This window comes from Pseudomonas sp. QLc11A (assembly GCF_052112305.1).
Lineage (GTDB): Bacteria > Pseudomonadota > Gammaproteobacteria > Pseudomonadales > Pseudomonadaceae > Aquipseudomonas > Aquipseudomonas laurylsulfatiphila.
In genome coordinates, this window is sequence record NZ_JAVAJJ010000030.1 from 30,307 (window position 1) to 45,477 (window position 15,171).

Consider the following 15,171-nt stretch of genomic DNA (forward strand, 5'->3'; position numbering starts at 1 on the left):
TTCATGAATTAGGGTACTTCAAAGTATCTTAAAAGTACATGCCAATCTCCCTTCATCCACAACGCGGAGCCCATCACCATGAATGACGTCCTCATCATAGGCGGCAGCTTTGCCGGTCTTGCCGCCGCCCTGCAGCTCGGCCGTGCCCGCCGCAAGGTCACCGTTCTCGATACCGGCCTGCCGCGCAATCGCTTCGCCGACCACTCGCATGGCCTGCTCGGCCACGACCACAAGCCACCGCTGGAGATCCTGGCCGAGGCGCGGCAGCAGCTGGCGCGCTATCCCACGGTCAGGCTGGTCACTGCCCGGGCCGAGAGTATCTCCGGCGCCATCGACGATTTCTCCGTCCTCACTGGCGATGGCGAAAGCCTCAAGGCGCGCCGCCTGATCCTGAGCTATGGCATCGCCGACCAGATGCCTGAAGTTCCCGGCTTTGCCGAAGGCTGGGGCACCGCCATCGTGCCCTGCCCCTATTGCGACGGCTTTGAAGTTGCCGGCCGGCATTGGGGTCTCGTCTGGTCCGGCCCGCCGTCGCACAACTACGTCAGGCTATACCACGACTGGACCGACACATTGACGGTCTTCGCCAATGGTCACGACATTCCACCCGACATCCGGGCCGATCTGGTGCGCCGCGGCATCCCTGTCGTCGATGGCTGGATCACCGAAATCGACCATGACGAGAGCTATAACGCCACCGTCAGGCTCGACGCCGGCCGTTCTGTCGCGGTCGACATCCTGTTCGCGCATCCGCGCAACAAGCCGTCCGCCCCCCTGCATGAATCACTGGGCCTCGCGACGGTCGACACACCCCTGGGCATCGCCCTACAGGTCGACGAGCGCCGCGAAACCAGCATGCCCGGCGTCTACGCCGCCGGCGACCTCGCCAATCCCCTCATGGCCTCGGTCACCACGGCATCATGGCAAGGCGCGATGGCGGGTATCTTCGCCCAACAGTCGATGCTGGTTTGAGAGCACAGATTCCCTTCTCCGGTTGCCGCGGGCTATCCGACTCTGAAGGTTGCGGGCCGGTGTCAACGAAAACCGACTGGACGGCTGCCCCCGCAGTTCACCCGGTGCCTGAGGAGACGCACATGTCCAAAAACAGAGGCACCGAAGCCAGCATCTCTCGTCCGACCACTCCTGGAAAAGGCTGACACACATGGAGTTCGAACACGTTACCTTCGACCTGCCACACGGCACCTTTCACGCGCTGCAGTGTGGCGATCCCGATGGTCAACCGACGCTTGTCTTGCACGGGTTCCCGGACCATCCGCCGACCGCGAAGCCCTTCCTTGCCGAGCTCGGTCGCCGCGGACGTCGCGTCGTCGCCCCCTGGCTTCGTGGTTACGCGCCGTCCCCGACCGCGGGGCCGTTCGACTTCGCAGCCCTCACCAGCGACGTGCTCGCGCTGATCGACCGCTGGTCTCCGGGGCGAGCCGTGGAGTTGATTGGCCACGATTGGGGCGCCCTGATTACATATGATGCCTGCGTCACCGCACCAGAGAGGATCGAACGAGCGATCACGCTCGCAATCCCTCACCCACTGACGTTCATGAGCCGGCTGACGCACCCCGCTCAGCTACGCCGGAGCTGGTACATGGGGCTCTTTCAACTGCCAGGAAGCGGCTGGATGGTCACAGCCCGCGACTTCGCCCTCATCCACCGCCTCTGGCGTCAGTGGTCGCCCGGCCTCTCCCTCGATCCTGCTCTCCAGGCGGAGCTACGCGAGCACCTGCGGGCCAGCATGCCCGCGCCCCTAAAGTACTACCGGGCAATGCTGCGCCCCGGCATGCTTGGGGCGACGCGCCGTCTTTCGCAGCCGATCGCGGTGCCCCTGTTGCAGCTTCACGGTGCCAACGACGGCTGCATCCTTCCCCCGCAGGTCGACGACCGACATCGGTTCGCCGCCCCGCACGCGATGGAGGTCGTCCCCGGCGTCGGTCACTTCCTGCACATCGAGGCCCCTGAGGCGATCGCGGAACGGATCGCGGCATGGGCCAAGTAGCGTCCTTTCCCCCTTGCCTCGATTAAAGGGTAGCCAGTTACAAACGAATCAGAACAAGGAGATAGCATGAAAGAGCAAAATGCCTATCCAGTCGCCGACTGGAATGGTCAAAGCGGGGAGTACTGGGTCGCCAACCAGGCTCGGCTCGATGCCATGATGGCGGTGTTCGGCCAGGCCGCGATCGAAGCCGCCGCGCCCGCCACGGGCGAACGCGTACTGGACGTCGGCTGCGGCGCGGGGGCGTCTACTCTGGATCTGGCCGCCCGCGTCGGTGCGGGCGGCCATGTGCTCGGCGTGGATATATCCGAACCGCTGATCAGCAGAGCGCGCGCGCTAACGCCGCAGGATACGCCGGCCCTGTTCCAGGTGGCCGACGCCAGCAGCACCGAATTGCCCGAGGGCGCGTTCGACATCCTGTTCTCGCGCTTCGGAGTGATGTTCTTCGACGATCCGACGGCGGCGTTCGCTAATATGCGCCGTGCGCTCAAGCCGGGCGCGCGGGTCGCTTTCGTCTGCTGGCGCGGCATGGCCGAGAACGATTGGGTGCGCTTGCCGATGGGCGCGATCAAGGGGATCGTCCCGCCGATCACCCCACCCGATCCCGAAGCGCCCGGCCCATTCTCGTTCGGCGACCAGGAGCGGGTGGCACGCATTCTGACAGCAGCCGGCTTCACCGATGTCACTATCACGCCCTTCGATGCTTCCATCCCGTTCGGCGAGGGCGGGACGCGGGACGCGGCGATCGACGACGCGGTAAAGATGGCGTTCGAGGGTGGCCCGCTGTCGCTTGTGCTCGCTGATCAGCCTGACGACATCCGCGCCCGTGCCTCGACCGCGGTTCGCACAGCCTTCGCGGGCTTCCCCGGGGAGCGGTCTGTGATGATCAACGGCGCGGCGTGGATCGTCATGGCACTCAATACGGCAGCTAACAGGGATTAACAGGGTGAGAAGCCCCGCTCGGTGGATCGAGCGTCTTTGGCCGATCAGATTAATGCCACTTTTGGCTTGGTCATCCGTCCCCGGCAAAAGCGAGCACTCGCGAATGGTCCAAATCGGCCAATTGCGGACTATCAGTATCACGTCATTACCTGGCGTTGTTCAGCGACTGGTAAAGCAAACTGAACTGTCTGAGTCCCCTCAAATCGGACAATGGAAATGGATACTGATCGTCGCGCCGGTTAACGCACCGGCTAATTTCGCTCAGCAGTCTCTCCCTGGTTCGCCCTGCCCCGCTTCACAACGGGGCAAGGCAGTTCATCGTTACTGTTTGATCAAATCACTGGGCTTCCAGCTCTGATCGAAAAACGCTTGCTTGGGACCATACAAACGCACGATCACCAGGAAGCCTTTGCCCGGCACGGTACGTATCCAGTTCTTGCCCGTACCCGGTGATTCAGGGCCGAAGTAGATGTCGGTCGAGCCATCGCTGTTCTGCGCCGGTTTGTCCATCTGGTTGAGCGACGGGAACGGCTGGCCGTTGTCCAGACCCGAGGCGGTCAGGTTGTCGTAGGCCGTCACCGACCAGAACAACGCCGCCGGCACATTGGCGGGCAGGTTGAGCTTGTAGGTCTGGGCGCCGTCGAGGAACTTGCCGTCGGCATCGCGGGTGGTGGCGGGATACTTGGCGCCGGCGCCGACCATGTTCATCACCATGCCCGGGCTGTCCGAGTAGGCAGAGGTGAAGAACGCCACACGCTGTTCAAGGTTGGTGAATGTGCCGCTGGACTGGAACTCGGTGTTTTCCCCGGCGAAGGTGTTCACGTACTGGCGATCCGTGTAGTACAGGCCGCCCGGCTCTTTCATCAGCAGATGACTGGTGACCACCTTGCTCATCTTGAACGCGGTGCGCGCTGCGTCATCCAGCAGCTTGCGCCGCTCGGCATCCGGGGCGAAGGCCTTGCCCTTTTCGATGCCGATGGTGTGCAGGAAGCCGCGCATGTCCATGTCCGCCGGGTCGACCGCTTCGGCTTCAATGAAGCGCGACAGCAGATCGAAGTACCGGCCGTCCTCGGGGAACAGCATGTTGATCGGGGCACCGGTGGCATCGGGGAACTGCATTGGCAGCGCCGAATCCTTCTTGCCCAGCGGATAGATCTTCGTGCGCTCGACTTCGGCCACCGGCACGCTCAGGTCTTTCGGGTCCTTGAAGAAGGTGCGCCAGAACAGGAACACGTTGTTGGTGCGCGAGCGGTAGACGAAACCTTCGGTGGGCTCCGGGCCGGTGTAGCCCGGCGGCAACAGTACATAGGTGCCGCCCTTGCCCTTGTCGGGGCCGGCCAGGCCGACGTCGCCGCGCCAGGTCTTGCCGTCAATGGTCGGACCGACAATCGGCCGCTGGAAGAAATCGTCGAACATGCCCTGCACGCCGGGCGGTGCTTCGACCACCAGCGGACCGTACTTCGCCAGGTCCAGATAGCTCATGGCGTAGACCAGGTCGGAGTTCGGCGTGGTCACCAGCGTCTTGGCGTTGATGCGTTTTTTCCAGGTCGGCAGGATGTTGTAGCCGGCACCGAATTGTTTCTCCGACGCTTCCTTCATCGACCAGATGTTGATGGCTGGCAACGACCAGAGATACGACTGCACGGCGCGCTGGAAAATCAGCTCGTCAATCATGCTGCGTGCGGTGGCCTCGGTCGGGAAACCGTTTTCGAAGGGCTGGTTGGCCAGCTCTTCGTAACGCGTGGCGGCATCGGCGACGCCGCTCAGGGAGACCGCCACTGCCAGGGCGGTCAGGGTGTTACGCAAGCTGCTCATGGGATGTCCTTATGTGACGCAGTTTGAAGATAAAACATGGCATGGTTTTCAGTTGAGCTTGACCACCGCCGGCGGCGTCCACTGGCCGTTCAGCGCGGCGGGTTCAGGCCAATAGGCGCGTACGTACAGCGAGAAATCGGCGCCCTTGGGCGCGGGCAGCCAGTTGCTTTCCTTGTCGGCACCCGGGGATTCGCTCTGCACGTACAGCGTCAGCGAGCCGTCGGCATTGGGCTTGAGCGATTTGTTCTTGGTGCCCAGGGAATAACGGCCCAGCGGGTTATCTGCGAAGAAGTGCTGTTCGTTATACAAAGTCAGCGACCAGAAACCCTTGACCGGCGGCAAGGCATCTTTAGGGAAGGTCACGCTGTAGCGCTGGCCGCCATTGAGGCGCGTGCCGGACTGATCCAGGTCCTGGTAAAAGTACTTGGTCTCGATCTGCTTGTTGACGAAGATGTTCGAGCGGGCCACCGCCGTGCGCAGGAAGTAGTCGGTGCCGAACGCTGCGCCGTTGTCGATGGTGCTCCAGTGATTGGGCAACTGCTTGCCATAGTTACGGAACTGCAACAGCGGTTTGACCACTTCGACATCAGACTTTTGCGCCTCGTCGATCATGGCCTTTTTCAGCTCCGGATCACGCTGGGCGATCTGTGCCAGTACCGACAACTGCGCATAGCGTGCTTCTTCGCCGGGCAATGGCTTGGCGTCCTTCAGGAGTGCCGGCAGTTCATCGAAGAATTTTTCCGGGAGCACCCAGCGGGTTTCTTCGGCACCGGCCGCTTCTGCCGGGAATTTTGGCGACTTGCTCCAGTCACGCTGCTTGAGTTTGCCGTCGTATTTGGACACCGGGTACATATCGATGCCGGACAGGTATTGCTGGATCGCCTTGCGATCCTCGGTCGTATCGTCCTGGAACACCCGTGGAATCACGAAACCGGTGTTGGTCTTTGCGCGGAAAACCTGGGTGATGCCCTCCGGCACCTTGCCGTTCCAGTCCGGGCCAACCAGCAGATAGAAACCGGGTTTGGTGCCGTACATCTTGCCCAGTTCGGCGAAGCTGTCGGAGCGCAGATCCACCACCTGATACACCCAGAACCGGTCGCCGAAATCCGGTACCTGCAAGACCACCGGCTCCAGATCCAGCGCAATGCTGCCGGCGCCGTAGACCACATCCTGGTTCGGGCAGGCCACCAGGCGTTCACCCGGCGAGATGTAATCGGTGAGCATCGACAGATGATTGATCGGCGCCACGGGCACGATGCCGCCCATCAGGCCGGCCTGCGGCAGATCCTTGAACTTCAGCCGCCGGTTATAGATGTTGGCCATCGGCCAACCCCAGAAATAGGCTTCGCGCGCCATCATGCGCACATAGGTTTCGGTCACCTTCACATCGGCCTCAGGCCCGGACACCTGAGCCACCGGCTCACTCTGCGCCTGCACGGCAGTCGCGCCGAGCAACATCGCCGTCGCGAGCAGACCAAGGGTGAAAAGAGGGGGCTTTTTCATGAAGGTGCTTCCTTGCTTGGGAGTTTTCGTTAAACGTGTTTCTGGCAGTAAACACATCGGCAGAAAATCTAGCAGAGGAATCTGATTCGACAAAGGAAAGGCGTAAGACCAGGGGGCGCTGATTTCTTTTTTTTGCCAGGTCAGCGTTACTTTCTTTAATGGCAGCTATGGGGTGGATACAGCCCTTCGCGACAGGCAACAATCGGCCAAAAGCGGCCTTTCTCGACCAGTCATATCCATGTCGCCCCATGGCAGCAGCCCCTGCCAAAAACGGTCGGTGAAACCGGGCTGTTACTCTCTCCATAAATGGGGCACTACACCCACCCAGCCAAGCGTTTACCACCAAACCTGAGGAATATTCCCCACTCTCCCTTCTCTGGCTTAAAAACACACAGGAACAGCCTGTTAATTGCATTGAACTTTTTCTTCGCCCCAGGGTAGTGGCTCATTAGTTGCACACCCCCTGATACCCGCAACAGCTGTCGTCCCGGCTATTGAGACGACGGGACATCACGCGTGGGGTGAAACATGAAACGCGCGACTCCATCTTTCGACTCCTTCGGCTTACTGCGCAAATCAAGCCTGCCCTGTGCGATGTTCCTTACCTTGGCCATGGCAGATGCCGCGCCGCTGGATGATTTTGGCCCGCCACCACCGACAGACCCCTCGGCGTTTACCAACCCGCCGGCCGACCCCAAGGCCGCGCTGGAAGCCATAGAGGCCATGCCACCCGCCAACACGGGCGCCTTTGCCCTGCCCAATGGCGTTTTTGGCACTCGCACCACGCCAACGGTCGACAACGTGCTGCCGCCAAACCTGCAGACCTCCTTCAAGATCCCCACCAACGGCAAGCCCAGCCCGTTGTTCGGGGCCCAGCCGTACACTCAGCAATTGCTGCTGTTCGAAGAATTCGGCACGGAAAAACTCGACCCGACACTGCCGCCGCCCACCCTGACCTTCCCGCCTCCGACCGTCGGCCCGGCGCCCGTGCAGGACCCGAACAACATCGCCCGCAGCGGTCCTTCGGCCGCGGCGCTGGAAGCCTTCATGCGCCAGCCGGGGCTGTACCCGTTTCCGTCGCAGTTTTCCAACGTGCTGGACCGCAACCCGTGGAAAGCGCAGATCGAAGCCTTCCTCAACCGCCATCCGGTCGGCTCGCCGGCCGAGGGGCGTCCGCCAGGAAAAGGCTGGTCGCACCAGCGCTGGAACGAGTTCTACCCACAGGTCGCCTTCAAGACCGCGCAAGCAGGCGCCAAGCTCAACGGCGGCATGCGCGACCGTCGGCAATTGCACAACTATGCGGTCGGTGAGTTCGGGCCAGGCGGACTGTACAACCAGACCTCGGACAACCCGATCATCGCGGGCACCACCAAAGGCATCGACACGCGTTTCCACCCCAACATGCCGATCCAGAATCACAAGGCGCTCTGGACCTTCGACGGTACCTTTCCGCCAAAACTGTTGATGGTGCGCTACGGCCAAGCGGTGCTGATGCGTCACTACAACGCCCTGCCGATCGATCCATCGGCCAACATGGGGTTTGGCCTGCACACCCTCAGCACCCACGAACACAACGGCCACTCCCCCGCCGAAAGCGACGGCTTTGCCAATGCGTTTTTCTTTCCGGGGCAGTACTACGACTATCGCTGGCCGATCCAGCTGGCCGGTTACGACAGCATCAACACCAGCGCCCAGGATCCCCGCGCGGCTTTCCCCTGTTCCCCGGGCGAAACCTTGTATGTCAACGATGCCACGCCGGGCCTGAAGACCTGCAACAACGGCACCATCAAGATTCGTGGCGACTGGCGCGAAACCATGAGCACCCACTGGTTCCACGACCACATGCTCGATTTCACCGCGCAGAACGTCTACAAGGGCAGCGCGACGATGATGAACTACTACAGCGCCCTGGATCGCGGTAACGAAGCGTTTGTAGACGGCGTCAATCTGCGTCTGCCCAGCGGCTCGGCCTTGCCCTGGGGCAACCGCGACTACGATGTGAACCTGGTTGTGGCCGACAAGGCCTGGGATCAGAACGGCCAACTGTGGTTCAACCCCTTCAACACCGATGGTTTTCTCGGTGACCAGATGCTGGTCAACTGGCAGTACCAGCCGCGCCTGAATGTGCGCGCGCGCAGCTATCGCTTCCGCATCCTCAACGGCTCGGTGTCACGTTTCTTCAGGATCGCACTGGTGCGTGAAATCATCGGCACCGGTGGCGAATTCCCTGGCCCCACAGGTTCCGGCCTGTCTTACACCCGCGTGCCGTTCCACTTGATCGCCAACGACGGCAACATCATGGAACACGCCGTGCCGTTCGACGGCAGTATGGATCTGGACGCTGACGGCGACCTGCAGGACCACAACGCCATCCTGCCCTCCATGGGTATCGCCGAGCGTTTCGACATTATCGTCAACTTCTCGAAATACGGGATCAGGACCGGCGACAAGCTGTACTTCGTCAACCTGATGGAGCACCACGACGGCAAGGGGCCGGAAAGTCTGCCGCTGAGCCTGGCCGATGTCCTGTCCGGCAAGTACAAGGCGGTGCTCAAGCTGGGCAGTAACGGCTTGCAATGGGAGAACGGCGACCCGGCGGTGGGCAAGTTCATGCAGATGGTGGTCCAGCCTTATGCCGGCCAGGACGTGAGCATGAACCCCGCCGACTTCGAACCCGCCAAGCCGGGCAAGCCGACGGGTAAAAGCATGATCACGCTGCCCCTCAACCGTGACGACCCGGCGGTGCAGGCCAAGCTCAACGCCGCGCGGCATCGCGAGTTCATCTTCGGCCGTTCCGACGGTACCGACGAAGAACCCTGGACCATCAAGACCGACGGCGGTCTGGGCTTCCAGATGGACCCTCGAATCATCAGCGCCGCTCCGCAACTGGCCACCGGTCCGACCCCTGCCGGATTCTCCGGCGACGGCACCCTGGAAGTGTGGAAAATCAGGAACGGCGGCAACGGCTGGAGCCACCCGGTGCACGTGCATTTCGAAGAAGGCGTCATTCTTAACCGTGACGGCAAGGCGCCGCCGGAATGGGAAAAATGGGCGCGCAAGGACGTCTATCTCATCGGCGAAGGCATCGACAGTACGGAGGCCGTGGACATTGCGATCCGCTTCCGCGAGTTTGCCGGGACCTACCTGGAGCACTGCCACAACACCCAGCACGAGGACACCTCCATGCTGCTGCGCTGGGATGTCGAGCACCCCGGCCAGTTCCAGTTGATGCCAACCCCCCTGCCCGGATGGGACGGCGTCACCTACGTCAATTCCGCTGCGCTGCCGACCTTCCGCACTGGCGATAGACGTGAAGAGGACGGCGATAACCAAAAACCGATTGCCAACCCCGACAGCGCCATCAGCAACACCGGCCAACCGGTGATCATCAACGTGCTGGCCAACGACAGCGACCCTGACGGTAACGTGCCACTCAAAGTGGTGGGACTGGAGCAACCGGACTCCGGCAAGGGCGTGGTCAGCACCGACGGTCTGCGCGTGATCTACACACCACCGGCCACGGTCCCCGCGCCGTTCACCGCGACCTTCTCCTATAGGGCCAGCGATGCCAGGAACGCGGAATCGGCACCGGCAACGGTGTCCGTGGCGGTCTCGGCAGCGGTCGTCGAGAACCTGATCGTGACCAGCGCCACCGTCACCGCCCGCAGCAACAGCCGCTGGTATTGGGTCCTGTCCGGCACCACCTCCCGTGGCACGGGCAATAGCATCACGGCGACGGCCACGACCACAACCGGCACGGCGAACCTTGGCACCGCCACCCTGACCATTACGCCGACAGGCGCGCGCTGGAATATAGCGGTGACAACCGTCGGCAGCGGCCCGTCGGCTGCCCCGACAGCGACCATCAAGTCGGCCTTCGGCAAAACCGTGACGGTGCCGGTCGTGAAGAACTGAGTTTCAACCTGGCTTTAGCGACGAGGGCCTCCCTGAGGCCCTCGTCGCTAAAGCACATTGACAACTTACCTGGTTGTAAATCTCAAGAAGACCGATATTTCAAGCCGTAGCTCAGAGCTAGACCTTCCCATCGCTGGCGGACAATGACCGCTATGGGTCCAGGCTGTGTGAAAACGCACTGAGTACGTCGATAGCGGAGAGTTGCGTGCGTTGCCTGCGAAACAGCAGACGGAAGAGCGAATTGCCCTAGTCAGTTACATGGGTGTTCGTAAATGCGGTTTGGGCCGCGCCAGCGGCCCAAATCGCCGATCACGGCCGATCACGCGGCTGGATTCACGCCCTGATCGCTTCAAGCAATCCTGCGATGCCGAAGATGCTCATCATTCGCTTGAGGTTGTAGGCGAGCACATGAAGGCTCATCTCGGTGCTTACCCTCGGCAGGGTTTTGGTCAGGAAGTGGGTACTCCCCATCCAGTATTTGAGCGTTCCAAAAGGATGTTCAACGGTCTGCCGGCGACGCCTCATCATCGTTGGATCATGATCCAGCCGAGCCTGCATCGCATCGACTACGGCTTCATGTTCCCAGCGCTTTATCCGGCGCTCCTTACCCGTCGTACATTGCTTTTGTATTGAGCAGGATTGGCAGCCAGAGAAGTAGTAACAATGCAATAACATGCCGTCTTCCATCGACGAATGCCGCCTGGTCAGTAACTGCCCCGCAGGGCATCGATACTCGTCCGATGTAGCAACGTAGATGAAGTCCTGCTTACCAAATCGGCCTTCGGCTTTGCTGCCTGATGTCAGGGGTTTCGGTACGAAGGTGGTGATACCCGCCTGCTCGCAGGCAAGGATTTCCAACCCTTTGTAATAGCCTCGGTCGGCGACCACCGTCAGCGACTCAGCGCCGATCTCTTCACGCGCCTGGTTCGCCATATTGCTGAGTTGCGTCCGGTCATTGCCAACGTTGGTCACCTCATGGGCAATGATCAGATGGTGCTTGTCGTCGACGGCTGTTTGTACGTTATAGCCAACCGTTCCGGTACCTCGGCCGCTCGTGGCCATTGAGCGTGCATCTGGATCGGTAAGAGAGATTTGCTGGTCTGGACTGTCGTGAAGCTGCGCCTCGATGTCCTTGAGTTTCTGCATTTGCTTTTTCAGCGTTTCTATCTTTTCTTTCAACCGCTCGGCCTTCGCCTCGGCTACTTCGGGGGTTGCCCGATCCGCCGAATCCATCGCCGCCAGATAACGGTCAATGCTCTGTTCGATCTGCTGCATGCGTGCCTTCACTTTGCCCTGGGTGAAGTTACGGTCGCGATTATTGACGGCTTTGAATTTGCTGCCATCGATGGCAATGATTGATTGGGAGAAGAGGTCGAGGTTGCGGCAAAGCACTACGAATTGCCGACAGACGCTGCGAATGGCTTTGCCGTTGTCTTTGCGAAAGTCGGCAATGGTTTTGAAGTCCGGAGCCAAACGCCCCGTGAGCCACATCAACTCGACATTGCGCTCGGCCTCCCGTTCCAGCCGGCGGCTGGACTGAATCCGATTCAGGTAGCCGTAGATATAGATCTTCAGCAAGATCGCTGGATGGTAGGCCGGACGCCCCGTTGCAGCAGGATCAACACCTTCAAATCCAAGTGCACACAGGTCGAGTTCATCGACGAAAACGTCGACCACTCGCACTGGATTTTCTTCGGCTACGTAATCGTCCAAGCACTCAGGCAGCAACGTGACTTGCGTCCGCGCCTCACCTTCAATGAATCGCTTCATGATCGCCCCCAATACGATCTAGACGATCAGAAGGTTAGACAAACACTGGCGTTTTCACACAGCCTGGGTCGGTTTCAGCCCATCGCGACAGACCACAATCGGCCAAACGCCGTCATTCGTGAGCCGCAACTTTCGACCCCAAATTGACGTTCTGGTCCAAGCATAAAATCGAACTTCAACCGAAAACCACGCTTTGAATAATCCGCCCTTCTAAACCGCTTCCACATCATCGTTCGGCAACGAAGCAAACATTTCAGCGCGGCACACTTCAAGGATCTCATCCGCCAGCGAGGAATCATCCGGGCAAGCTCGCGACAAAATAATCGCGCCGACAGCACGTGACAGCAGGTCGATCATTTTCTTTCTCCCCTCTCCCTCCGAGGCATCCGGCCCCGTTGGATATCTCTCCCCCAGCGTTTGCAGGGTGTATTCGATCCCTTCGGCAAACGTCGTTTTCAAATCATCCGATTGACGCGCCGCGTCGCCACACAACGCGGCCATGGTGCAACCGCTGTCGCGTCCGTCCCGGTGTTCCCTCGTCACATAGACGTCGATGAAGCCGGGAACGTCGAGCGCTTTGGCACCTGCCAGCGACTTGGCAAGACTGCAGGCAGAGGCTTCGGCCATCAGGGCGGCCTTCGAACCGAAATGCTTGTAGAAACCTCCGTGGGTGAAGCCGGCAGCCGCCATGAGATCCGATACACCCACGCCGTCAAAGCCACGCTCACGGAACAGCCTGGATGCCGTCTCGACGATGTGTTCTCGATTGGCCTGCGCCTGGGCCTTGGTCACTCTCACGTGCAATACCTCATGTTCACTGGGAAATCATGCGGCCAAGCATACATAGATGCTGATCATAATCAAAGCCGTTGACAGTTTAGATTAAGATCATCATCCTAATTGCACACACCACCGATCTCCATCAACGGGCACGGAAGAAATACCAGATGACCGATCAGAATCTGTTCACCCCTTACACGCTTGGCGCCCTCACGCTGTCGAACCGCATCGTCCTGGCGCCGCTGACACGTAACCGCGCCGGTCAAGGCTTTGTCCCCAGCGAGTTCGCGGCCACTTATTACAGCCAACGCGCCAGCGCAGGCTTGCTGATCAGCGAAGCCACGCAGATTTCCCGGCAGGGCCAGGGCTATCAGGACACCCCCGGGATCTACACACAGGCGCAGATTGACGGCTGGCGCACAGTGACCGATGCCGTCCATGCCAAGGGCGGAAAGATCTTTCTGCAACTGTGGCATGTCGGCCGCGTGTCGCACGTTGATCTGCAAGAAAACGGCGCCGCACCCGTGGCCCCTTCTGCGCTGCGCGCTGCCACCAAAGTATTCGTCAACAACCGCTTTGAAGACGTCTCCGAGCCGCGCGCGCTGGACATCAGTGAGCTGTCGGGGATCGTCTCCGATTTCCGCCACGCCGCGGCAAACGCTGTCGCTGCCGGATTCGACGGAGTGGAGATTCACGGTGCAAACGGCTATTTGCTGGATCAATTCCTCAAGGACAGCGCCAATGTGCGTACTGATGCTTACGGCGGTTCAATTGAAAATCGAGCGCGTCTATTGCTCGAAGTGACGGCGGCGGTCGTCAATGAGATCGGTGCGGATCGCACGGGTGTGCGCTTGTCTCCGGTGTCGCCGGCCAATGGCGTATCCAGCAGTGATCCGCAGGCGCAATTCGATTACGTCGTGGAGCAACTCGACGCCCTCGGCGTGGTTTATCTGCACATGGTCGAAGGCGCGACCGGTGGTCCGCGTGACGTGGCGCCATTCGATTTCGGCGCCCTGCGCAAGCGCTTCAAAAACACCTACATCGCCAACAACGGCTACGACCTGGACCTGGCGACTTCAAGGCTCGCCGAAGACCAGGCCGATCTGATCGCATTCGGTCGCCCGTTCATTGGCAATCCGGATCTGGTAGAGCGCCTCAAAAGCGGCGCGCCGTTGTCCGCTCTCAATCCCGCCACGCTCTATGGCGGTGGTGCAGCAGGCTACATCGACTACCCGACGTTGGCTGAATCGAGCGCCCCCGCAAGCTGAGCAATCAGTGATCACGCTTTCTGTTTAACACATCCTCAAAGAGAGATAACCCATGAGCACTCGTCCCGCTGTTCTCATCACCGGCGCCTCCACCGGCATTGGCGCCGTCTACGCCGAGCGCTTCGCGCAACGCGGCCACGATCTGGTATTGGTCGCCCGAGACCAGGCACGTCTGGACGCACTTGCAGCCCGATTGCGCAACGCACACGGCGTCACCATCGAGGTGATTGCGGCGGACCTGACCCAACTCGGCGATCTGACAACCGTTGAAAGCCGCCTGCGCGACGACGCCCGTATCGGCATCCTCGTCAATAACGCCGGCGCCGCGCTGTCCGGTCACTTTATCGACCAAAGCACCGACAGCGTCGCGCAACTGGTTGCCCTCAACACCACAGCGCTGGTGCGCCTGGCCAGTGCCATCGCCCCACGCCTGGCCAAGGCAGGCGAAGGCGCGATCATCAATATCGGTTCGGTGGTGGGTCTTGCTCCGGAGTTCGGCATGTCGGTCTACGGTGCGACCAAGGCATTTGTGCTGTTCCTTTCCCAGGGCCTGAGCCTGGAACTTTCGCCTCAGGGCGTCTACGTGCAGGCCGTGCTGCCGGCCGCCACCCGCACGGAGATCTGGGATCGCTCCGGCGTCGACATCAACACCTTGAACGAAATCATGGAAGTGGACGATCTGGTGGATGCCGCACTGGTCGGTTTCGATCGTCGTGAACCGGTGACGATCCCGCCGCTGCACGAAGCTGAACGCTGGGATGACCTGCAGAGCGCACGTCAGGGCTTGCTGGGGCAAATCCGCCAGGCTGCGGTTGCCCAGCGCTACCAAACCCGACAGTGATCTTTTGGTAGCGAGCATTCGCGCCGGATTCGATGCAGGCGCGCCAGACACTGCATCGAGTCAGGCTCGCTGTGCGGAGTAGAAATGAATCCAACGAAGACGAATACCCCCTCGGGTTCGCAGACGTCGTTCATCAACGCGGCGAACCAGTCGATCACGGTCAACGGCATTCCCTTCGCCACCCGCGTCCCGAACGCACAGTTGGTTATTTATGAAGATGCCGGGCACGGCGGAATTTTCCAGAACTACGCTGACTTCGTGGGCAAGGCACTGGCATTCCTCGATGCCTGACAACGCGGCACATCAACACCGAAAACGTCCCGCCCACCCTC

Annotated in this window: 10 protein-coding genes and 1 pseudogene; 7 read left to right on the forward strand and 4 right to left on the reverse strand. The window is 60.7% G+C overall.

Annotation, left to right across the window (positions count from 1 at the left end):
* The first annotated feature begins 78 nt into the window (after positions 1 to 78).
* The 3 genes from Q8X48_RS29205 (at position 79) to Q8X48_RS29215 (ending at position 2,947) form a co-directional block, all read left to right on the forward strand.
* On the forward strand, positions 79 to 972 hold the full coding sequence (locus Q8X48_RS29205; RefSeq protein ID WP_407801984.1) for an NAD(P)/FAD-dependent oxidoreductase: 894 nt from the start codon (positions 79 to 81) through the stop codon (positions 970 to 972).
* A gap of 190 nt (positions 973 to 1,162) precedes the next feature.
* Positions 1,163 to 2,008 carry an alpha/beta fold hydrolase gene (locus Q8X48_RS29210; RefSeq protein WP_407801983.1) on the forward strand — a complete coding sequence of 282 codons (846 nt, stop codon included), beginning with the start codon at positions 1,163 to 1,165 and terminating at the stop codon, positions 2,006 to 2,008.
* Positions 2,009 to 2,074: 66 nt separating this feature from the next.
* The gene (locus Q8X48_RS29215; protein WP_407801982.1) at positions 2,075 to 2,947 is read left to right on the forward strand and encodes a class I SAM-dependent methyltransferase; all 873 of its coding nucleotides are present in this window, start codon (positions 2,075 to 2,077) and stop codon (positions 2,945 to 2,947) included.
* 321 nt (positions 2,948 to 3,268) lie between these two features.
* On the opposite strand, the gene Q8X48_RS29220 is transcribed toward Q8X48_RS29215, so the two are convergent.
* Positions 3,269 to 4,762, reverse strand: coding sequence for a DUF1254 domain-containing protein (locus Q8X48_RS29220; protein WP_407801981.1), 1,494 nt, complete (start codon positions 4,760 to 4,762; stop codon positions 3,269 to 3,271).
* A 48-nt stretch (positions 4,763 to 4,810) separates the two neighbouring features.
* Positions 4,811 to 6,265: a DUF1254 domain-containing protein gene (locus Q8X48_RS29225; RefSeq protein ID WP_407801980.1), complete on the reverse strand. Its 1,455-nt coding sequence runs from the start codon at positions 6,263 to 6,265 to the stop codon at positions 4,811 to 4,813.
* 528 nt (positions 6,266 to 6,793) lie between these two features.
* Here Q8X48_RS29225 and Q8X48_RS29230 point away from each other — a divergent pair.
* Entirely contained in the window at positions 6,794 to 10,180 is a 3,387-nt protein-coding gene (locus tag Q8X48_RS29230; RefSeq protein ID WP_407801979.1) for an Ig-like domain-containing protein, read from the forward strand.
* Between the two features lie 333 nt (positions 10,181 to 10,513).
* On the opposite strand, the gene Q8X48_RS29235 is transcribed toward Q8X48_RS29230, so the two are convergent.
* Both Q8X48_RS29235 and Q8X48_RS29240 read right to left on the reverse strand, forming a co-directional pair.
* Complete coding sequence (locus tag Q8X48_RS29235) at positions 10,514 to 11,950, reverse strand: IS1182 family transposase (RefSeq protein ID WP_407801978.1); 1,437 nt, start codon at positions 11,948 to 11,950, stop codon at positions 10,514 to 10,516.
* 210 nt (positions 11,951 to 12,160) lie between these two features.
* The gene (locus Q8X48_RS29240) at positions 12,161 to 12,748 is read right to left on the reverse strand and encodes a TetR/AcrR family transcriptional regulator (RefSeq protein ID WP_407801977.1); all 588 of its coding nucleotides are present in this window, start codon (positions 12,746 to 12,748) and stop codon (positions 12,161 to 12,163) included.
* Positions 12,749 to 12,897: 149 nt separating this feature from the next.
* On the opposite strand from Q8X48_RS29240, the gene Q8X48_RS29245 reads away from it, so the two are divergent.
* The 3 genes and pseudogenes from Q8X48_RS29245 to Q8X48_RS29255 form a co-directional block, all read left to right on the forward strand.
* Complete coding sequence (locus Q8X48_RS29245) at positions 12,898 to 13,998, forward strand: alkene reductase (protein WP_407801976.1); 1,101 nt, start codon at positions 12,898 to 12,900, stop codon at positions 13,996 to 13,998.
* A gap of 52 nt (positions 13,999 to 14,050) precedes the next feature.
* The gene (locus Q8X48_RS29250; protein ID WP_407801975.1) at positions 14,051 to 14,839 is read left to right on the forward strand and encodes an SDR family NAD(P)-dependent oxidoreductase; all 789 of its coding nucleotides are present in this window, start codon (positions 14,051 to 14,053) and stop codon (positions 14,837 to 14,839) included.
* Positions 14,840 to 15,016: 177 nt separating this feature from the next.
* Positions 15,017 to 15,130: pseudogene (locus tag Q8X48_RS29255) on the forward strand (alpha/beta fold hydrolase); the annotation flags it as partial.
* Positions 15,131 to 15,171 lie beyond the last annotated feature (41 nt).